General features: G+C 40.7%; 17 protein-coding genes. 6 read left to right on the forward strand and 11 right to left on the reverse strand.

The genetic code is table 11. The features are described 5' to 3' along the window. The first annotated feature begins 8 nt into the window (after positions 1-8). The 4 genes from prfA to ACH3Z1_RS02635 all read left to right on the forward strand — a co-directional run bounded on the left by prfA (position 9) and on the right by ACH3Z1_RS02635 (position 3,401). Positions 9-1,070, forward strand: a complete 1,062-nt coding sequence (gene prfA / locus ACH3Z1_RS02620) for a peptide chain release factor 1 (RefSeq protein WP_490820284.1) — start codon at positions 9-11, stop codon at positions 1,068-1,070. 74 nt (positions 1,071-1,144) lie between these two features. Continuing rightward, the gene (locus tag ACH3Z1_RS02625; protein WP_490820285.1) at positions 1,145-1,849 is read left to right on the forward strand and encodes a hypothetical protein; all 705 of its coding nucleotides are present in this window, start codon (positions 1,145-1,147) and stop codon (positions 1,847-1,849) included. A 10-nt stretch (positions 1,850-1,859) separates the two neighbouring features. Next, positions 1,860-2,597 carry a hypothetical protein gene (locus tag ACH3Z1_RS02630; RefSeq protein WP_490820286.1) on the forward strand — a complete coding sequence of 246 codons (738 nt, stop codon included), beginning with the start codon at positions 1,860-1,862 and terminating at the stop codon, positions 2,595-2,597. Positions 2,598-2,711: 114 nt separating this feature from the next. Next, a complete protein-coding gene (locus ACH3Z1_RS02635; RefSeq protein WP_490820287.1) occupies positions 2,712-3,401 on the forward strand; it encodes a hypothetical protein in 690 nt (229 codons plus the stop codon). 14 nt (positions 3,402-3,415) lie between these two features. Here ACH3Z1_RS02635 and galE read toward each other — a convergent pair whose 3' ends face one another. The 5 genes from galE to ACH3Z1_RS02660 all read right to left on the reverse strand — a co-directional run bounded on the left by galE (position 3,416) and on the right by ACH3Z1_RS02660 (position 8,380). Then, positions 3,416-4,459: a UDP-glucose 4-epimerase GalE gene (gene galE, locus ACH3Z1_RS02640; RefSeq protein ID WP_490820288.1), complete on the reverse strand. Its 1,044-nt coding sequence runs from the start codon at positions 4,457-4,459 to the stop codon at positions 3,416-3,418. A 43-nt stretch (positions 4,460-4,502) separates the two neighbouring features. Beyond that, complete coding sequence (locus tag ACH3Z1_RS02645) at positions 4,503-5,543, reverse strand: inorganic phosphate transporter (protein WP_490820289.1); 1,041 nt, start codon at positions 5,541-5,543, stop codon at positions 4,503-4,505. A gap of 60 nt (positions 5,544-5,603) precedes the next feature. Then, entirely contained in the window at positions 5,604-6,251 is a 648-nt protein-coding gene (locus tag ACH3Z1_RS02650) for a DUF47 domain-containing protein (RefSeq protein ID WP_295201472.1), read from the reverse strand. A gap of 306 nt (positions 6,252-6,557) precedes the next feature. Further along, on the reverse strand, positions 6,558-7,607 hold the full coding sequence (locus ACH3Z1_RS02655) for a sensor histidine kinase (RefSeq protein WP_490820290.1): 1,050 nt from the start codon (positions 7,605-7,607) through the stop codon (positions 6,558-6,560). A 92-nt stretch (positions 7,608-7,699) separates the two neighbouring features. Next, positions 7,700-8,380 carry a response regulator gene (locus ACH3Z1_RS02660; protein WP_490820291.1) on the reverse strand — a complete coding sequence of 227 codons (681 nt, stop codon included), beginning with the start codon at positions 8,378-8,380 and terminating at the stop codon, positions 7,700-7,702. A gap of 170 nt (positions 8,381-8,550) precedes the next feature. Between ACH3Z1_RS02660 and ACH3Z1_RS02665 the strand changes: the two genes are divergently transcribed. Then, entirely contained in the window at positions 8,551-10,737 is a 2,187-nt protein-coding gene (locus ACH3Z1_RS02665; RefSeq protein WP_490820292.1) for a hypothetical protein, read from the forward strand. A gap of 2 nt (positions 10,738-10,739) precedes the next feature. On the opposite strand, the gene ACH3Z1_RS02670 is transcribed toward ACH3Z1_RS02665, so the two are convergent. Beyond that, entirely contained in the window at positions 10,740-11,375 is a 636-nt protein-coding gene (locus ACH3Z1_RS02670) for an MBL fold metallo-hydrolase (protein ID WP_490820293.1), read from the reverse strand. A gap of 61 nt (positions 11,376-11,436) precedes the next feature. Here ACH3Z1_RS02670 and ACH3Z1_RS02675 point away from each other — a divergent pair, with 61 nt between their 5' ends. Then, on the forward strand, positions 11,437-14,808 hold the full coding sequence (locus tag ACH3Z1_RS02675; protein WP_490820294.1) for a hypothetical protein: 3,372 nt from the start codon (positions 11,437-11,439) through the stop codon (positions 14,806-14,808). Between the two features lie 105 nt (positions 14,809-14,913). On the opposite strand, the gene nth is transcribed toward ACH3Z1_RS02675, so the two are convergent. The 5 genes from nth to ACH3Z1_RS02700 all read right to left on the reverse strand — a co-directional run bounded on the left by nth (position 14,914) and on the right by ACH3Z1_RS02700 (position 20,161). Then, complete coding sequence (gene nth, locus ACH3Z1_RS02680) at positions 14,914-15,567, reverse strand: endonuclease III (RefSeq protein WP_490820295.1); 654 nt, start codon at positions 15,565-15,567, stop codon at positions 14,914-14,916. Positions 15,568-15,710: 143 nt separating this feature from the next. Next, positions 15,711-15,944 carry a hypothetical protein gene (locus ACH3Z1_RS02685; RefSeq protein ID WP_490820296.1) on the reverse strand — a complete coding sequence of 78 codons (234 nt, stop codon included), beginning with the start codon at positions 15,942-15,944 and terminating at the stop codon, positions 15,711-15,713. A 218-nt stretch (positions 15,945-16,162) separates the two neighbouring features. Beyond that, positions 16,163-16,465 carry an FtsB family cell division protein gene (locus ACH3Z1_RS02690; RefSeq protein WP_490820297.1) on the reverse strand — a complete coding sequence of 101 codons (303 nt, stop codon included), beginning with the start codon at positions 16,463-16,465 and terminating at the stop codon, positions 16,163-16,165. A gap of 102 nt (positions 16,466-16,567) precedes the next feature. Then, on the reverse strand, positions 16,568-17,860 hold the full coding sequence (gene eno / locus ACH3Z1_RS02695) for a phosphopyruvate hydratase (protein ID WP_490820298.1): 1,293 nt from the start codon (positions 17,858-17,860) through the stop codon (positions 16,568-16,570). A gap of 165 nt (positions 17,861-18,025) precedes the next feature. Next, positions 18,026-20,161, reverse strand: a complete 2,136-nt coding sequence (locus ACH3Z1_RS02700; RefSeq protein WP_490820299.1) for a WG repeat-containing protein — start codon at positions 20,159-20,161, stop codon at positions 18,026-18,028. Positions 20,162-20,187 lie beyond the last annotated feature (26 nt).

The following is a 20,187-nucleotide window of genomic DNA, read 5'->3' on the forward strand; positions in this document are numbered from 1 at the left end:
AAGCGGATATGCTGGATAAGCTCGAAGCAATTAAAGCCAGGTTTGAACAGGTAGGGGTAGCATTAACCAATCCTGAGATCATTAATGATCAAAAGAAGTTTGGTGCCTTTAGTAAAGAATATCGTTCACTGGAGAAAATCGTACAGCCTTATGAGACCTATCTCAGAGTGCTGGCCGATTATCGTTTTGCCAAAGAAAGCCAGAACAGTAGTGATGAAGATATGCGTGAACTCGCAAAAATGGAATTGCCTGAACTGGAAACAAAGAAAGAAGCATTAGAGAAAGAACTGACTAAACTACTCATCCCCAAAGATCCGCAGGATGATAAAAATGCCATTCTTGAAATACGTGCTGGTACCGGTGGTGATGAAGCCAGTTTATTTGCCGGCGATCTCTTAGGTATGTACCTCCGATACTGTGCCAAAAAAGGCTGGAAAGCAGCCGTAGTAAGTGAAAGCGAGGGCACGGTAGGGGGTTATAAAGAGGTAGTGGTTGAAGTGACCGGTGAAGATGTATATGGTACATTGAAATTCGAAAGTGGCGTTCATCGTGTACAACGTGTACCCGATACAGAAACCCAGGGTCGTGTACATACCTCTGCAGCCACTGTTGCGGTAATGCCCGAAGCCGAAGAAGTAGATTTTGAACTGAAAGAAAGTGATGTAAAAATGGAAACCGCCCGAAGCGGTGGTGCGGGTGGACAGAATGTAAACAAAGTAGAAACAAAAGTATTTCTTACCCATATTCCTACAGGGGTTGTGGTGGTTTGTCAGACCGAACGCTCTCAGTTGGGTAACCGCGAAAAGGCCATGACCATGTTACGTACCAAGCTGTATGAAGAACAGGTACGCAAACAGGAAGAAGAAATTGCCCGTCACCGGAAAACACTGGTTAGTACCGGTGACAGAAGTGCGAAGATCAGAACCTATAACTGGCCACAGGGAAGGGTTACAGACCATCGCATTGGTCTTACCTCCTATAACCTTGATGCCGTCATCAATGGCGAAATAGAAGAATTTATTGAGGCTTTACAGGTTGCAGAAAATGCGGAGAAGATGCTGGAGAACTAATCCGGCCGCCACTGGTCCGTTTTAATGTGCCTGTTAACAGATGATGCTTATATTTAATACAGTAAAACTGTGTTATGATAAGATCATTACTGCTATTCGTAGTGCTGGGTTTTTCCACTCTCCCGTTAAAAGCACAGCTTGGGTCATATTCCTTTAATTCGAATGTTTTATACAACGATGGTTATGGAATACCCTGGACTTTTGATTTCCCATTCCTGATGGACGGCTCTCCATTTTTTGACACCAGTTTTTGCAGTGGTTCAGTACAATTAGTGAATGGCAAAACCTATGGTGGATTACAACTGAAACTTAACCTTGAACAGCAAAAAATCATCTTTACTACGGGTGAAGGAAAAGCGTTTGCCCTTTCACAACCAGTTGCCAGATTGGAACTCGGCTGCAACGATCCGTCGAAATCTGTTGTCTTTCGTTCGGGTTTTGGAGCGATCGACAAACAAAACGAAAGATCTTTATACCAGGTGCTTGATTCCGGTAAAATATTGTTACTGAAGTTTGTAGAGATCAGGTTCAAAGATTCAAAAGCTTATAACAGTAACGATATGACCCGGGCCTATCGGCAATTACCATCTTATTATCTCTGGATTCCCGGTAAGGACATGATAAAAGTGACGGGGGAAGAGAATGATTTATTAGGTTTACTACAGGATAAAAAAAAGGAACTGGCAGACACTATTTATAGAGAAAAGTTGAAGACGAAAAAAGAAGCCGACCTCATAAAGATCGTCAACAGGTATAACCGTTTATTACAAACTTCCTAAATAATGCATTATGAAAAAGTATCTTTTTTTCCTGACCGTTTTTTGTTTTGCAGTTGTACAAAACAATATATCAGCACAGGACTTTGAACGTATTGATCCGTTGCGACATGCAAAAGAAAATATTCATTTCCTGAATGACGCCAATGGAAAACCATTTAAGTCGATACGGAATTTCGAGGAAGACGGTTCCCCATATTTTTCAGCAGATTATGTAAAATGTAATATCCAGTTGTTAAATGGTAAAACCTATCGCAACATCCCTATTAAGTTCAATCAATTAACAGGTGAAATAATATTCAAAACTTCAGAAGGTCAGGAAATGCTGATGACCAATCCATTTCAACGCATTGAATTACAGCATGAGGGGAAAAGCTATGTTTTTAGAAGTGGATTTCCTGCCATTGATAAACAGAATGATATGTCGGTGTACCAGTTACTCGATTCCGGTACAGCCGTTTTATTGAAATATACTGCCGTTCAGTACCAGGATAAACAGACCTATAATTCACCCAATATTGTGCGTACCTACACCAAGAAAGAAAGTCATTATGCCTGGACCTCCACCCAGGGTCTGGTGCGCATTCCTAAAAAAGAAGACGAATGGTCGGACTTTTTTGGTAGTCACCAGGCTGAAATGAGTAGTTTTATCCGGAAGGAAAATATAAAAATCAAGAAAGAAGAAGACGTCATTAAGCTGTTCCAGTATTATAACCAGTTATTGAAACAGGTTAATGCAAAGAATAACTAAAGGAGTCTGTCAAAAATTGTAAGTTAGTGTAAGCAATCCGGTGCTGTTGACAGCTATTTATGGTAATAACAGGCCAACTAACCGGTATTCTTCATCACATAAGCACATGCACACATGAGAAATGCCTTACTGCTGGTTGCATTTATTTTATTGGCGGTGAATCTCACTGCACAAAGCGGCAATATTGCCGGCGCCAAAGTAGAAATGGATCGCTTTATGGTTGATGCAAATGGCCGGATATTAAAACCCAGCGGAGATTATAATGAAGAAGGGTCGCCATATTTCTCCAGAGAATTTTTCCCGGGTTCTGTTACTATTCTCAAAGGACATACTTACCATGGTTTACAATTAAAGATCAACTTCCACACCAATGAAATCATTTTTCTGGACGAGAAAAACAATGAAATGGTGGTGGCCCAGCCGGTAGAAAGAGTCGAGCTCATTACACCCAATGGTACGAAGTTATTCAGGTCTGGTTTCATGCCCATCAACAAACAGGATGGTAATACATTCTATGAAGTACTTGATTCGGGCAATGTGAGCTTACTGAAATACACAGAAGTAAGTTTCAGTGAAAGACAACCTTATCCGAATGCGCGGTTTGTCAGAACGTATCGCGATCGGGTGCTTTATTATATTGCCAGAGGAACACAGATAGAAACGCTACCTAAAACAATCGAAGAAGTACCGGTTTTATTTACCGGGAAAGAGGCAAAAATGACTGAACTGATTAAGAAAGAAAAACTCAAACTCAAAAAAGAAAGCGATATGGTTCAGCTTTTCAGGTATGCTAAAACATTATAGTACAGTATACCAGTTTAATTGTGCGGTACACTTTGTTCTTCCTGTTTAATTTTTTGTTCCCAAGCCCAGGCAGTGCGCATCATTTCTGTGATATCATATTTTATCTGCCAGCCAAGTTGATGAATAGCTTTCTCGTTGTTGGCATAAATGGCTTTGATGTCGCCAGGCCTTCTCGGTCCAATTTCATAATTCAGTTTCACCCCGCTCACTTTTTCAAAGCTTTGTATGGCTTCAAGTACGGTAATACCAATACCTGTACCCAGGTTAAACACTTCGCAGGCCGATGTGTTTTTTCCCGAACGCATATATTCCAATGCCAGGGTATGTGCACGTGCTATATCTGATACATGAATATAATCGCGGATACAGCTTCCGTCTCTTGTATCATAATCGTTACCATACACTATCATTTTCGGCAACTTACCAATAGCTGTTTGCGTGATAGCAGGAACCAGGTTTTGCGGTTTACCCAAAGGCAGTTCGCCAATTAAACAGGAAGGATGTGCTCCAACAGGGTTAAAATAGCGAAGCAGTACTACAGCGGTAGAAGCTGAAGCTGCTGCAAAATCTTTTAATATCTCTTCCCCCATTTTTTTAGTGGCACCATAAGGAGATGCAGCGGCCTGTAAAACAGTGTCTTCAGTAACAGGAAAGCTTTCAGGATTACCATATACCGTACAAGACGATGAGAATACAAAATGGGGAACTGAAAACTCTTTCACACATTTCAGAATGCTGATAAGTGACCCGATATTGTTTTCGTAATACAGCAGCGATTGTTCTACAGATTCTCCAACGGCTTTATAAGCAGCAAAATGAATAACACCTGCTATGTCAGGGTTTTCCTGGAAGACGGCGAGGGTTTCGTCAAAATTTTTAAGATCAACTTTATAGTTCTTGATTTTTGTACCGGTGATAAGCTGAATACCGGTTAATGGATAAGGTGTAGAGCGCGACTGGTCATCGATAGAAATTACATCGTACCCACTTTCAAGAAGATCTACAATGGTATGTGACCCTATATATCCGCAGCCACCTGTTACAAGTATTTTTGCCATGCTCAAAAAATTGACACGGCAAATTACACAGCGCCGCTTAGAATCAGATAAATAATTTCACAATATAGTAAAAGAGAGCAGCCATTATCGCCGAAACAGGAATGGTAAGTATCCATGCCCAGAGCAGGTTTACGGTTACACCCCAACGAACAGCACTCAAACGTTTTGTAGCACCTACGCCAATAATAGAACCGGTAATGGTATGTGTAGTACTTACTGGAATACCCAGTTTTTCTGTGAGGAACAATGTAATGGCACCTGCTGTTTCGGCACTTACGCCTTCCAGTGGTGTTACTTTGGTAATACGAGTACCCATGGTTTTTACAATCTTCCAGCCACCACTCATGGTACCCAATCCGATGGCGAGGAAACTACAGAAAGGCACCCAGCTATAGTGCACCACAAATTCATTAAACGACATCTTTACACCCAGTGTGCTTTCATAATAAATAATTGCTGCCCCAATAATACCCATTACTTTCTGGGCATCATTACCACCATGTCCGAGACTGAATGCCGCTGATGAAACCAACTGTAATCTTTTAAACCAGCTTTCTGCTTTATAGGGATTTGCCCGTTTACACAGATGTACAATCATTATAGTGATGATAAACGCAATGATCATACCGAGTAATGGTGCAAAAAAGATAAACAGGAAAGTGGGTATCACTTTTGCATAGTTTACTACATCGATACCATTGTCACTGAATCCACCCGCATGTGCCAATGCTGCTCCCATAAATCCACCCAACAAAGTATGTGATGAACTTGATGGAATACCAAACCACCATGTGACGAGATTCCATGTAATTGCTGCAAGTAAGCCCGCAAAAATAACTTCCAGGGTAATAAAGTTTTCGTTTACCGACTTGGCAATGGTATTACCAATCTTAAACTCACCAATCAGGTATTTGGAAATGAAGAAGGCTGCAAAATTGAACACCGCCGCCCACAATACTGCCTGAAAAGGGGTTAATACTTTTGTTGATACAATGGTGGCGATTGAATTGGCTGCATCGTGAAACCCATTGATATAATCAAAGATGAATGCAAGCACTATTATGATAACCAAAAGCGTGAACATACGGTGTGGGGTTTACATATCGCAAAAGCTGGAAGAGAATGTTAGTTCCTCTTGTCAGTTCTACGCATACTTGATAATAATTGATTCAATCACGTTTGCCGCATCTTCACATTTATCGGTAGCAATTTCCATTACCTGGTAAATTTCTCTTTTCTTGATGACTTCCTTAAAATCGTTCTCCTGCTGGAAAAGCATTTCAATACTCATATCAAACACATCATCTGCCTGGTTTTCAATGCTGTTTACTTTTACCATTGCCTCTGTCATCTCGCGAAGGTTCTTCATGTCGCGTAACCCATTTACGGCTTTTTTAATTTCAATGGTACCCTGCAGAATCAGGTCGGCCATTTTCTGGATACCTGTATCGTTTGGATTTACACTATAGAAATTGATTTTTTTGGAAGAAGCAAAAATGTAATCTGCAATATCATCAAGGGCAGTAGCGAGGTAGTGAATGTCTTCCCTATCAAAAGGAGTGATAAAGTTTCTGCCCAGTTCTGTAAAAATGCGGTGGGTATTATCGTCGTTTTTATGCTCAAGGTCCTCAATCTGTGCAAGTACAGCGGCGCGTTTATTACTATCGGGCTCACTTACCATTTCTTTCAGCTTTATTCCCATTTCATGCACTTTTTCCGCTACATCCTCAAATAACTCATAGAAAACCTTGTTCTTCGGCATAAACAAGCGACCAAATGTGTTGATACCCATAGTTTAAAATTTACGCAAAAATAGCTTCCTGCCTCCGATGTAGGAAGGAAAAGCGAGAATTAATAATTAGGTAACATTGGGATTTCCTGATTTTTTTGTATTAAAAATCAATGAAAAACGGTATTTGATAACCGTTTTTTCATATTCCCGTCATCAAGAGATAACACAGAACCGACAGCTTTGCAGTTCAGTTTATCGTAATTGAGCAACGAAAGTAGATTTTCTCATGTGTACACCCCTGATGTCTATCGGGGGTTTTTCATGAATGAGTGAGTAGTCAGTAGGGAGGGATCGACCTGAAACTCACTATTCACGCTTCCTTTCCAAGGTAAACCCGATGGTCGTTCCAACATCCAGCTTACTGCGTACATGCATGGTTTGTCCATGCGCTTCTATAATATGTTTACAGATGGCCAATCCTAGCCCTGTTCCCCCTTTATCGCGGCTGCGGCCTCTGTCTGTCCGGTAAAAGCGTTCAAATATGCGGGGTAAATGCTCTTCGGCTATACCTATTCCATCGTCACTGAATTCAATCAGCACATGTTCTTCATCAGTCGTATAAATACTGGCCACAATTGATCCGTCCTGCTTACCATATTTCACTGCATTCTCCAGCAGGTTATTGATGACCTGTCTGATTTTTTCCTGGTCAGCAAAAACAGTGATCGGAGATTCACATCCTTTTTTAATGCTGCACCTGATATTCTTGCTGGCGGTTTTAATGGACAAAGTCTCATATATTTCCCTGATAAGATCCTGTATAATAAAATTCTCTTTATACAAAGGCTGTTCACCACTTTCGAGTCTCGATATTTCATCCAGGTCTTTTACCAGGTTTACCATACGGTCTACATTACGTGCGGTATTTTCCAGGAAACGTTTACTTATTTCCGGCGAATCCATGGCACCGCCCAGCAAAGTATCTACATAACCCTGTATGGCAAATATGGGTGTCTTGAATTCATGTGCTAGGTTCTGTAAAAATTCTTTGCGATACGCTTCATTGTTTTTAAGCAACTCTATTTCTGCACTTCTTTGCTCGGCCCATTTTTCAACATCTTCACGCACTTCATCGATCCCTTTCTGCGGAAGTATGTATTTATAATACGTCTCTTCTCTTTTACTGGCTTTGGTCTGGTAAATAAACTTGTAGATCAGTTTGATCTTCCTGTAGATAAAAGATTCCAGCACCATCCTGATCAACAAATAACTACCCAGAAAAACCACTACAAAAGATACCAGCGTAATAATCCAGTCCGGACGAATCATCCAGATACCCAGCGAAATGGGTACAGACAATATCAGGGCCGTAAAAGCCGATAACTGTTGTGGTGAAAGATTTTTGGTTTTAAACATTCAGACTAAAGATAAGGAGATAAGAAGACCGAAAGTCGGGAGTCCGAAAGTCCGTATATAAAGATATTTTGCAGAATTTTTTTTCTTACAGCTTAAAGCTCAAACTTATAACCCACTCCCTTTACGGTAGTGATACAGTCAATACCTAGTTTCTGACGAACTTTGCGGATATGTACATCAATGGTACGGTCGCCGACAATGACATCGTTACCCCAGATTTGTGAAAGTATTTCATTGCGGAGAAAAACGCGACCCGGGCGTGATGCCAGCAGATAAAGCAGTTCAAATTCTTTTTTGGCAAGGATTACTTCTGTTTCATCCACATTCACCATAAACTTTACCGGATCAATCTGGATATTACCAATCTTGATAGTTTTACCGGTTTCTTTTCCATTCAGTCTTCTGAAAAGTGCGTTCACCCTGCTCACCAGTACTTTCGGACTGATGGGTTTGCTTACATAATCATCCGCACCTGTTTCCAGGCCTTTGATTTGAGAAGCTTCATCACTGAGCGCTGTAAGGAATATGATCAATGTATCCTGAAACAAAGGTTGTGCTCGAAGTATCTGACAAACCTCCACACCTGTTTTCTTAGGCATCATAATATCTAGGATAATCAGATCGGGATGTATTTGCTTGGCTCTCTCGATGGCCTCATTACCGTCTTTAGCCGTGTACACTTCATACCCTTCTTTGGTAAGGTTATAAGTGATGATTTCCAATATATCCTGCTCATCGTCTGCAATCAAAATCTGTTTCGCCTTGCCTTCCATTGTTAACCTTATGTTTACACAAAATTAATTTTAAACATTGGCATATCTGGTTTTTGGCACTATTATGTTATTGTTAACTGAATTATGGGCTAAAAATGGGTCTTATGACTGAAAAGCCGGTTTCCCGGCTTTTCAGTCATTTGGCAGTATTTTTGCACAAGGATATAAGCATGAAGAAATTTTACCTGTTACTACTGGTTTCGTCTGTATGGAATATGGCATTGGCCCAACAGGAAATGACGATTCCCCCCATTCCCGCCATGCGCGAATTGCACCATGAGTATATACAGACCTCATTACGCAATATTGCCCGCTTAAGCAGTGTGGCCGACGCAGTTTTTCCTGTTACGAATGATCCGAAACTTAACCAGTCGATCGATAAAACCATCCGCATTTATGTTAACAACATGCGCGCCATAGTTGAGTCGAGTACCCAGCTCAGCGACAACCAGAAATATCTCTGGCTCAGGGGCATCAACGAACTGCTTGCCGGGTTCCAGTCTGCATGGCAGGCCGGACTTATTAAAAATGTAATGTATCCCGGTCTTATCAAAGCATTTTATGAGTCAATGCAGTTGGAGATGCAGGGCCAATCCATTCTTCCTATTATAAAAAACAATGAACTGGAAATTGGGAATATCCTCATTCAAAATGTATGTCTGAAAAGCAATACCGGTATTGAAGCAGCAAAAGACGTATTGGTATTAAAAACCTGTCAGCGCGATCCAAACGCTATTTTGAAAATATTGACCCGTTTCCCTGAAAACAGGTATGCCGATAGCCTCATCATGGTAGCCGCTTTTCGTGACCAGGAAGAATTATATAATTATGCCGCCGCATCCAATGCATTGGGAAAACGTATTCAGTCTGTAAACCATCCGCTGGTAAAACTCATTGCCAACTTAGCGCAGTCGAAAACAGGAAGAATGTATTTTCCTTTTCTCGATGATCTGTACCAGAAAAAAATAAGCATTGAACAGATTGCACCCGTTCTGGCCGATGAAAACTCAGATAGTTATTATAAACTACTTGTAAAAACAAGAGTAGGTTATGCAGAAAGAATGCGCCGCGGCGATACCCCTATGGCTGCAAAAACACTGGTAGGTAAACTCAGAAGTAAAGCAGTTGAATTATATATCAATGAAATAAATGCATTGCATGATGAGAGTAATCCTGCCATCCGTTTCAAAAAAATAGATTCACTCAACCCCCAGGAGCTTTATTATCTCGCTGTTCTGGGTGAAGAAGAAATTTATACTTCAAGTTTTGTATCGGGTGTATATCCACGCATTTTTTCCCGTTCAAAGCAGGCCAATGCCGATTCATTACTACAGTCTGTTGGATATGATTTTTACCGGAAGTTTGTTAAAATGTCGGCAGCTTATAATACGCTCGACGATTTTCTGAAACGAATGAGTAAAGCCTCTGCCGAAAAACTCATGCGGAATTTTGTTAACGGACTTGAAAAAACAGGTTCGCTGGAAGATGCAGTTGATGTGGCCGATTCTTATGCAAGCATTTATAATAAACCCATTCGAAGTCTTATTCTCACGCAGGTTCAGCAAAACCTGAAAAACAGTCGTGCACAGAAAGACAAAAGAGCGGAAGTGATATATCATTTGCTCAATACCATTTTTGTATCGGCAGACTCTTCAGGCAAAACCAATTTATCGGCTTCATTAGGCATCAATACGGTATACAGTATGCCTTTAAAGGAATTGCAGAACGGATCGGGGCGTATCATTATCCAGCAATATGCATATGGTGATAAAGATGCAGAAGGTTATTTTGGTGCTTTTCTATCCCGCTTTTCCAATAGTAACTGGCGCATCGTAAAAAAACCTTACTGGGTAGAAATCAGCTCTGTTCGTGGTACACCTGTAACTATCTATGCCAACCTGCCGCTGGATGAAACAAAAGACCTTGATGCGTTGGCTCAGGACAGTCTGAATTATTACCTCGAAACCAATGGCCTGGCACCTACCATGGTTATTCATCGTGGCCACAGTTACTACCTGCAACAGACCATTGACCAACTGTCTCCTTCTGCAAAAGTAGTATTACTCGGTAGTTGCGGCGGATACCAGAAATTAAACCTGGTGCTGGATATTTGTCCAACCGCACAAATTATTTCATCCAAACAGGTAGCCGCTGGTGTTTTAAACCAGGCACTCATTGATGCCATTACGGAACAGATCAGGATGAATAAAGACCTGGTTTGGGAAGACATCTGGCAAAAACTACAGTCACGTGTAACGGGTGGTTACAAAGAGAAGTTTGAAGATTATATACCGCCTCATAAAAACCTGGGTGCCATTTTTATTATGGCGTACAATAAAGCCATGGATACACCATAACCTCATAGAAATGGATTGTTTTGCTTTTCATGTCCAATGGTGGTGGTTGGACCATGGCCTGAATATACCAGCACGTTTTCGGGTAATACAAAAAGTTTCTCCCTGATACTTTGCAATAATGTGGCGTGATCGCCTCCCGGCAGATCAGTACGTCCAATACTTTCATGAAACAATACGTCGCCACCTATTACAAAACCCTGTTCTTTACAATAAAAGCAGATACTGCCGGGGGAATGTCCGGGAGCTAATATCACTTGCAGGGCATCATTATCCAGCCTCACTGTATCTCCCTCTGCAAGGAAATGTAAGGGGCCTGTATAATTTTCGAAGGGCAAACCCCAGCGTTCGCCCGAAAAAGGGGCTCTTTCCAGCAAGGTTTGTTCAAGGGAATGCAGATGCAGTTCCAGACCAAATTCATCATGTACCCATTTATTACCAAAAACATGATCGAGATGGCAGTGGGTATTGAGCAACTGAACAGGTTGAAGCTTCGTATCTTTTATAAAGTTTTTTAACGTTTCCTGTTCAGCGGAAAAGTAACATCCGGGATCAATTATAATAGCTTTGCCTTGTTCATTGTATAACACATAGGTGTTTTCCTGAACAGGACTGAATGTAAAGGCCTTTACCTGGAGCATATGGTTTTTTGTGAAGGTTTTACGGGGTAAATGACTAATTTTAAAACACTAAAGTTCGGATATGCAACTGAATCGCATCAAGAAAGGATTGGTTTTGGCCAGTTTTTTATTCCCCATCCTTTCCATAGCCCAGGTAAATACAGTAGAATTTGGCAAAAACAGGGTTCAACACAAAAAGCTGGTATGGAAATTTTACCAGTCACCCAATTTCAATGCCTATACATCGCAGGGGGGTGTTGAACTGGGTAAATTTGCCGCACAGGTGGCAGAAGAAGAACTTCGCTCTCTCGAAAATTTCATAGAATATTCCTTACAACGCCGTGCCAATATTGTCGTGTACAACAATTACGACGATTACAAGAGCAGCAATATTGGTTTGGGCATCGACTGGCAAAATTCGGGTGGTGTAACCAAACTGGTGAACAATAAAATCGTTGTTTATTTCGATGGTAATCATGCCAACCTGAAACGCCAGATAAGGGAAGGAATCGCGAAAGTATTAACCGATAACCTGCTGTTTGGTGATGATATAGGCGAATTTGCCAGTAACCAGGCCTTACTCGACCTGCCTAAATGGCTGGTAGATGGCTATGTATCCTATGCAGCCGAACCATGGAGCACTTCCAAAGATGATGACCTGAAGAGTGCCATGCTCAGCGGTTCATACAGGTCTTTCTACCAGTTTGCCTTTGAAAAACCAGTACTGGCGGGTCATTCATTCTGGTATTATATCGGTGAAAAATACCGCAAAGAAAATATTACCTATCTCCTTTATCTAGCGCGTATTTACAAAAACCTGAACCAGGCCTGTATGCGTGTCTGTAAAAAGAAGTTTAAGGATGTACTGTCTGAATTCATGCAATATCAGCAGGAACGTTATTCCAGAGATATCCGTCAGCGCAGAAATGCACCCAGGGGTCAGTTGAATGTTTCAGAAGAAGTGCGTAAAAAAGATTTCTTCCGCTTTCAGGCCAATCCCAACCCAAGAAGTACCACATATGCAGTGGTTGAATTCAACAGAGGTATTTATTGTGTGAAACTGATGGAGAATTTTTATGACGGAAAAATCCTCCTGAAGAGCGGCGTACGTACCAACCAGGGAGATGTAAATCCCAACTACCCCGTTCTTGCATGGGATGGCAAGGGAACCCGCTTACTGGTAGCTTACTGGGAAAATGGCAAGATCAAAATGTTTGTATACGACATGATTGCACGTCTCAAGCGTTATAAACAGGAAATTGAAGGGGTTGACCAGTTGCTGGATGCCAGTTTTATGCTCGATGCCAATTCACTCATCTTCAGTGCTGTGAAAAACGGGCACACTGATATTTTTACATACAAAATTGAACAGAACAAACTGGAACAGGTTACAGATGATGTATACGATGATCTCAATCCTACTTTTGTTTCGTTCCCCAATCGTTCCGGTATTATTTTCAGTTCTAACAGGCCATCTCCTACAGCGTTGAATGCGGATACTGTTCTTCCCAGCAGATACCGTTACAATGTTTTCATGGTAGATATCCTGAATACCAGTAAACAAAAACAGATTACGCAACTTACCAACCTCAAATACGGCAATGCATCATACCCGATGCAGTACAATACCAACCACTTTACTTTTGTTGCAGATGAAAATGGTGTAGGCAACCGTTGGGCAGGTTTCTTTGCAACACAAAGAACAGGTCTTGATACATTGTATTATGTAGGTGATGAATTACTGCGTAATCCGTCACCCAAAGAATTCGATTCAACCTTACGTGCTTGGCAGAAAGATGAGCCAGATAGTGTTAGCTATTTCCAGGTGTACAAAGATTCTACTTACACTTTCCCTATTACCAACTACCAGAGTTCTTTGCTTGAAACAAGAATTGCAGGCGATAATGGTCAGGTAAGTGAAGTTAGAAGAGAAGGCGATTTCAAGTTCCTGTATAAACTCCGTGTAGATGAACAGGCACTGAATAAGAGAAATGTAAACAGTCGGCCTACTGAATTCATGAAAAAGGTAATGGACGAAAAGAAAAGCATAGATGGTAAAGCCATTATTTATAACAATGGTATCGCCACAAAAGATACTGTCGTGAAACCGGCTAAAGATTTCTTCCAGAATGAATTTGCTAACGAAAAAACAGATACATCCCGACGCATAGTCGACGAAGAAGTACTCCCTAAAACGACGACACTTGAGCGTTCGAGGCTATTCGATTACCGTTTAAAATTCAGCAGCGATTATATCCTGAGTGGATTTACCAACAACGTACTGGTTAACAGGTATCAGCCATATGCAGGTGGAGCCGGGCCTGTTCAGCTTAATAACGGTAACGATTTTAATTTTACTTTCCGTGTAGGTGTAAGCGATTTGTTTGAAGACCAGAAATTTGTTGGCGGTTTCCGTTTTGGTACCAACCTCAGCGATAAAGACGTATTCTTCTCCTATCAGAATTTACGTAAGCGATTCGATTGGGGACTTACTTATTACAGAAGTAATGTCAGCAATTTTTATAATATCCCTTACAACAGTATGCTGATTACCAACCTTTATCAGGGTAATATTACCTATGCTTTTAATGAAGTAAAAAGTTTAAGAGCAACGGTTGGCTTAAGAACAGACAGAGGTGTACTACGCTCTTTCGATAATGGCAGTGGCATACCCGATCCCAATGCACTGGCCTTTCCCGATACGGTGAGTCGTTATATTGTATCGCGTATTGAATACGTTCACGATAATACAATCAACCCTACACAGAATATATGGAACGGGCTTCGATACAAAGTTTATTTTGATGTAAATATGCCAACTTTCAAAACCTCTTTGAACAATGGCAAGGGTACATTTAATTTAGGTTTTGATGCGCGCTATTATTACAAACTATACCGCAACTTTATTTGGGCAGGTCGCGCTGCTGCTGATTTCTCGTGGGGTGGACAAAAACTGATTTATTATCTTGGTGGTGTAGATGGCTGGATCGGACCCAAGTTCAATAGCCAGAATACACCTGCACCTGACCAGTCATATGCTTTTCAGTCGCTGGCAGTGAATATGCGTGGTTACCGGCAAAATATTGCGAATGGTAACAATGCTTTTGTCATCAACAGTGAATTCAGGTTCCCGTTATTCGCCACACTCATCAATAAACCCATCAACAATGCATTCCTCCGTAATTTCCAACTGGTACAGTTCATCGATCTGGGTACAGCCTGGAATGGAAAATACAATGGTATCAAACGTCCGGGTGAAGTAATTGCCGATCCATCTTCACCGGTGGTTGTGCGAATTGATGCCGGAGGTCTTGGACCTTTCGCCGGTGGTTATGGTTTTGGTGCAAGAAGTACCTTGCTGGGTTACTTTATGAAATTTGATGCCGGATGGCCTATGAAAGGAATTTTCAAAGGGGCACCGGTGTATTATTTTGCTATTGGATTTGATTTTTAATGACTGCTTTTTTGATCTTAGATTTTTTGATTTTGCATTTGCCCTAAATCAAAAAATCTAAGATCAAAAAAATCCAAAAAGAGCCCTTCAGACAAACTTATTCTTCTATTTTTTCCCCTTCATCTCTTTTGCATAATACCTACACAATGCCGTGAGGCCGCATGATTCACATTTAGGATTGCGGGCAAGGCAGGTGTATCTGCCGTGTAATATGAGCCAATGATGTGCTTTATGTACCAGCACTTCGGGAATATATTTGATCAATTCTTTTTCAACGGCCAGTGGAGTGCTGACTTTTTCCGGTACTAACCCCAGTCTTTTACTAACCCTGAATACGTGTGTATCAACAGCCATATTGGGTTGCTGATCAATCACACTTGTGATGACGTTTGCTGTTTTTCGTCCTACGCCAGGTAATTTTACCAGTTGGTCCACCGTCATGGGCACTTCCCCCCCAAACTGATCCAGTAACATGTTAGCCATACCAATCAGGTGTTTTGTTTTATTGTTGGGGTATGAAATACTTTTTATATAGGGGAAGAGTTCGTCGAAACTCGCTTTTGCCAATTCAACAGGAGTAGGGTATTTCGCAAAAATTGCGGGGGTAGTCAGGTTCACCCTTTTGTCGGTGCACTGTGCAGAGAGGATAACAGCTACCAGCAACTGAAATGGATTATCATATATCAGTTCTGTTTCCGCAACGGGAATCTGCTCATTGAAATAATCAATAACGGCTGTATATCTTTCTTTTTTGGTCATGCTTTTGAATAAACCCAAAAATAAAGATATCGTTGCGCGAATCGCTCAGTTTTATAAATATATAAGCCACGGATTACAAGACACATTATCTGTGAATCTGTGGCTTATCTTCTTTACTACCCGTATTAGTATCCGACAAGATTTTATTTCTTGCGAACCGATTCACGGGCATGTTGCATGATGGTTTTTACAGATAACCGCGATGGCGATTTCAGTTTTAACTGATCTAACTGGCGGATACTGCGTTTTAGTATGCTGATTTTTTCTTTTAATTCAATATCTCCCTCTTCCAGCGCTTCCTCCACTGCTTTTTGTATGGCGGGTGAACACTCTTTGTACAGGTACAATATCAAATCCTCTTCTTTGAATTTTTTCATAAAGTTGCTGTTAGCTGAGAGGATACGGTATATATTAAAACGGGAGCTACAGCGCTATTATTGTAAAAAACTTCTTAGTAAACAGTAAATTAGTCATTCTAAACAAAGATTTACTCAGAAAGGTATATAATCGATTGATAATCAATATATTAAAATCTACTAAAAAGATTGAAAACAATTTCTGATGCTTGTTCCTGACAGATCGTGAGGTGGAGACTTTAGTTTTTTTCCGCAACAGAATCTTCAATAATAAAGATGTCCTCTCCTTCCTTTTTCATGAGGTAACGTTCGCGGGCAAATTTTTCGAGGGCTGCAGGATTGCTTTGGATATCCTGTAATTCCTGTTTGGTTTTATCGATCTCTTCGAGGTAATATTTCTTCTTGGCTTCTAATTTTTGCAGTTCAGCTTTTCGTTCACGTTGCTGAAAAAAATCGCGCTGGTCAAAAAACAACATCCACACCACAAAAAAACCTCCTGCGAGCAGGTATTTATTGGTAATGATGGAAGTGAATTTTTTCATGGAGTAAAGCTAATAAAAAAGCATCAAGCCACAAGTTACAAGCTACAAGCTGTATTTTCTTGTGTCTTGTAACTTGTAACTTGATGCTTGAATCTTACCAAACTATTTTTTGCCGAATTTCACTTTCCCTTTCGGATATACGGCTGTTTCACCCAGCATTTCCTCAATACGAATTAACTGGTTGTATTTGGCAATACGATCGGTACGTGAAGCAGATCCCGTTTTTATTTGTCCGCAATTAAGCGCTACTGCCAGATCGGCAATGGTGGTATCTTCTGTTTCTCCGCTGCGATGACTCATTATGGTATTATACCCATTGTGTTGTGCCAGTGTTACCGCATTAATCGTTTCTGTGAGGGTACCAATCTGGTTTACTTTTACCAGGAGTCCATTGGCAATGTCTTTATCAATACCTGTTTGTAAGCGGTTTACATTGGTTACAAACAGATCATCACCTACAAGCTGACATTTACTGCCGATAGCTTGTGTAAGAGCTTTCCAGCCATTCCAGTCGTCTTCTGCCATGCCATCTTCAATAGAAACGATGGGATATTGTTTTACCCATTTTTCCCAGTATTTAACCAGTTCATCGCTGCTTAATACTTTACCGTTGCTTTTATGGAAAACGTATTTTTTCTTTTTAGCATCCCACAATTCACTATTGGCGGCATCCATGGCTATAACCACTTGTGAACCTGTTTTATAACCGGCAGCCTGAATGGATTCCAATACGGTTTCAATGGCTTCTTCATTACTTTGAATATTCGGTGCAAATCCACCTTCATCGCCCACATTCGTGCTGTATCCTTTTTTCTTCAACACTCCTTTGAGGGTATGAAATATTTCAACCCCCCAGCGCAATCCTTCACTAAAGCTGGTAGCGCCCACAGGCATGATCATAAATTCCTGGAAATCGATTTTATTATCGGCATGTGCTCCGCCATTCAGGATATTCATCATGGGAATGGGCAAAGTTTTGGCATTGGTGCCACCGATATAACGATACAAAGGCAAACCTGCTTCCTCAGCCGCAGCTTTGGCTACTGCCATACTCACTGCCAGTAATGCATTGGCCCCCAGTTTTCCTTTATTAGGTGTTCCATCGAGTGCAATCATGGCTTCATCAATGGCTGCCTGCGCTGCCACATCATATCCTACAATAGCATCGGCAATAACATCATTTACATTCTTTACGGCTTTCAGTACACCTTTACCTACATATTTCTTTTTGTCATTATCGCGTAATTCAACTGCTTCGTGAATACCGGTGCTGGCTCCACTGGGAACTGCAGCACGGCCCAAAGCACCATCATCTGTTAATACATCTACTTCTACGGTAGGGTTGCCACGGCTGTCAAGTATCTGCCTGGCATGAACTTCAATAATGTAACTCATGATTGTTTACGGTTTTGTAATAATAATTGGCTTTCCAGAAAAGGCAAAATGCCTTGAGCCGCAATTTACACAAATAGTATTTACAAGCCGACGAACCATAAATAGTATTTATGGCCCGGTTAACAAGCGTTAGTATGCTTTGAGTTCAAAGGAAATACAGCCTCTCTATTTTGCAGGAGCAAAGAAACTTCTGACAATGGTATTACCCGTTGCTGTAAGCTCCTTTAACGATGATGGTTGCATTATGATCACTTTATCGTGACTGTAACGGCTTGTATTAGTCACTTTGCTGAATATTGCATAAAACTTGCCCCCCGCTTTTGACATATCGGAAAGAATATATCCTTCTTTCTTTTTATCTGCAATCATTGCTTCTGTAAGCTGATCTGTAATTGAAATTTTCTGGCTAGCATAGGGGGATCCTTTTGACATAACTACCAGCCAGCAATTTTTTCCGTAAGCCATATTGGTGATGGCATAACCATCATTCCATTGTTTATTTATCCATGTTTCTGGAAATACGGATGTTCCGGCTGCTGAAACAGTTTGCGCATTGTAACTGGTGTTCTGAGAGTAAACAGCCACCCATTCATTATTGATGAAATTCAGGTAACTGATATAATTCCTGCCGGTAGCTTTGTACTTCTCACGAACACTTGTTATTACTTCTTCATCTGTGTTTCTTTTAATCCATGTCTGCTCTGCATAGTTACCCTTCTCCATTATCAGCACATACTCATTGTTGTTTACACCTCCGATCTGCAAATCGGTGATCATGTATTTTTCGCCCCAATATTTACTGATCAGACTATTTGGAAATTTAGTGTCGGTAACAATAATCTGCTCTGGTTGTGGTGTTTTAACGGTTGATAAAACATAATACTTTCCATCCGAATCTTCTTTGTCTACTTCTAATTGTTTGAAGAGCGCATCAATATCCATACTAAAGTCGGTCAGATTGTTTTTTTCTTTTTCGCTTTCAGGAATCTCAGATAGTCTGCCTTTTTTATCTATATACAGAAATTTACCATCTTCCTTTACAACTGCTTTTTCATTTTTGAAATTCTCAGCACTCTCATACCGTGGGAAAATAGCTTCCTTTCCTTCTGTATTAATATACCCCCATTTATTGTTCAACCGTATAGCCGCCATTCCATTTGAGAAAGCCTCTGCTTTTTCATATTTGGCTGCAGTAATTTCTTTACCTGAAGTATTTACAAAACCAAATTTAGCATCAGTATAGTACACACCGGGTATATTCTTCTTGTAAATTGCTATCCCATCATCACTGAAATTCCCTAATCCGTCATATTTAGGTTCCAGTATTTCTTTGCCATTCTGCAGCGCCACCATTCCATATTTCTTATTCAACTCTACGCCACAATAACCATTCTCGCACTCAAAAATCTTATCGTAACGAGCCTGTATAACCACGTTACCCTTCATGTCGATCATGCCTGTTTTATCTTTATAGATCATCAGCGCATATCCTTCATTGACTTCAGAAAAATTGTCAATATCATCGAACTCAAAAGGAATTGTTTCCCGCCCTCTCTGATCGATCATCCCGGTTTTATCTTTCTTTTCAGCGATATACCAGCCTGTTGCTTCATCCAGATAGAGAGATTGATAATTAAAGGAGATCAGTGTTTTTCCTGCTTTATCGATCACACCTGTCTTCCCATTTCTATCTACTACAGCACGTCCATTTTCAAAAACACTAACGCTTTCAAATTCGAAAGGCAACTGTACCTGGTCAAGTGTATCAATATAACCCCATTTATCACCTTTTTTAGCCCCTATCAACCCTTCTCCATAATTGTGGATCATATCGTATTCGGGTGGAATAATTTCCTGACCTGCTTCATTCAGGTAACCCCATTTTTTATCGAGCACCATCATGCCGAGTCCTTTATTGTATCGCAGTAAATCGTATTTACGTAAAGTAACCTGCTTCCCTTTTTTATCGATTAACCAGTATTTTTTGTTGGCCGATACAAGGGCATATCCTTTATTGAAATTGTTTCCGCCATCATACTCAAATGGCACCACCATACGGTTGTTTTTATCGATATAACCGACCTTGCCATTTTTTTTCACAGCCGAAACGCCTTCATAAAACCCATTGGCAGCTTCGTAGATTAATTCTATCACAAGTTCTCCCTGCGCATTGATGAATCCTGTTTTACCGCTTTTGGTAACTTTTCTCAGCCCTTCCCGGAGCGAATCAATCTTATCGTATTTCTGAGATTTTGCTGATAGCAATACCAATACAAACAAAAATGTGAGCACCTGTTTCATAGGAGGAGATAAAGTAAAACGACTGA

Source organism: Sediminibacterium sp. FW305-C-49 (assembly GCF_058231085.1).

What these genes read in the sequence shown, in the direction of transcription:
- prfA (WP_490820284.1), top strand. Translation starts at nt 9, where the DNA reads ATGCTGGATAAGCTCGAAGCAATTAAAGCCAGGTTTGAACAGGTAGGG.
- ACH3Z1_RS02625 (WP_490820285.1), top strand. Translation starts at nt 1,145, where the DNA reads ATGATAAGATCATTACTGCTATTCGTAGTGCTGGGTTTTTCCACTCTC.
- ACH3Z1_RS02630 (WP_490820286.1), top strand. Translation starts at nt 1,860, where the DNA reads ATGAAAAAGTATCTTTTTTTCCTGACCGTTTTTTGTTTTGCAGTTGTA.
- ACH3Z1_RS02635 (WP_490820287.1), top strand. Translation starts at nt 2,712, where the DNA reads ATGAGAAATGCCTTACTGCTGGTTGCATTTATTTTATTGGCGGTGAAT.
- galE (WP_490820288.1), bottom strand. Translation starts at nt 4,459, where the DNA reads ATGGCAAAAATACTTGTAACAGGTGGCTGCGGATATATAGGGTCACAT.
- ACH3Z1_RS02645 (WP_490820289.1), bottom strand. Translation starts at nt 5,543, where the DNA reads ATGTTCACGCTTTTGGTTATCATAATAGTGCTTGCATTCATCTTTGAT.
- ACH3Z1_RS02650 (WP_295201472.1), bottom strand. Translation starts at nt 6,251, where the DNA reads ATGGGTATCAACACATTTGGTCGCTTGTTTATGCCGAAGAACAAGGTT.
- ACH3Z1_RS02655 (WP_490820290.1), bottom strand. Translation starts at nt 7,607, where the DNA reads ATGTTTAAAACCAAAAATCTTTCACCACAACAGTTATCGGCTTTTACG.
- ACH3Z1_RS02660 (WP_490820291.1), bottom strand. Translation starts at nt 8,380, where the DNA reads ATGGAAGGCAAGGCGAAACAGATTTTGATTGCAGACGATGAGCAGGAT.
- ACH3Z1_RS02665 (WP_490820292.1), top strand. Translation starts at nt 8,551, where the DNA reads ATGAAGAAATTTTACCTGTTACTACTGGTTTCGTCTGTATGGAATATG.
- ACH3Z1_RS02670 (WP_490820293.1), bottom strand. Translation starts at nt 11,375, where the DNA reads ATGCTCCAGGTAAAGGCCTTTACATTCAGTCCTGTTCAGGAAAACACC.
- ACH3Z1_RS02675 (WP_490820294.1), top strand. Translation starts at nt 11,437, where the DNA reads ATGCAACTGAATCGCATCAAGAAAGGATTGGTTTTGGCCAGTTTTTTA.
- nth (WP_490820295.1), bottom strand. Translation starts at nt 15,567, where the DNA reads ATGACCAAAAAAGAAAGATATACAGCCGTTATTGATTATTTCAATGAG.
- ACH3Z1_RS02685 (WP_490820296.1), bottom strand. Translation starts at nt 15,944, where the DNA reads ATGAAAAAATTCAAAGAAGAGGATTTGATATTGTACCTGTACAAAGAG.
- ACH3Z1_RS02690 (WP_490820297.1), bottom strand. Translation starts at nt 16,465, where the DNA reads ATGAAAAAATTCACTTCCATCATTACCAATAAATACCTGCTCGCAGGA.
- eno (WP_490820298.1), bottom strand. Translation starts at nt 17,860, where the DNA reads ATGAGTTACATTATTGAAGTTCATGCCAGGCAGATACTTGACAGCCGT.
- ACH3Z1_RS02700 (WP_490820299.1), bottom strand. Translation starts at nt 20,161, where the DNA reads ATGAAACAGGTGCTCACATTTTTGTTTGTATTGGTATTGCTATCAGCA.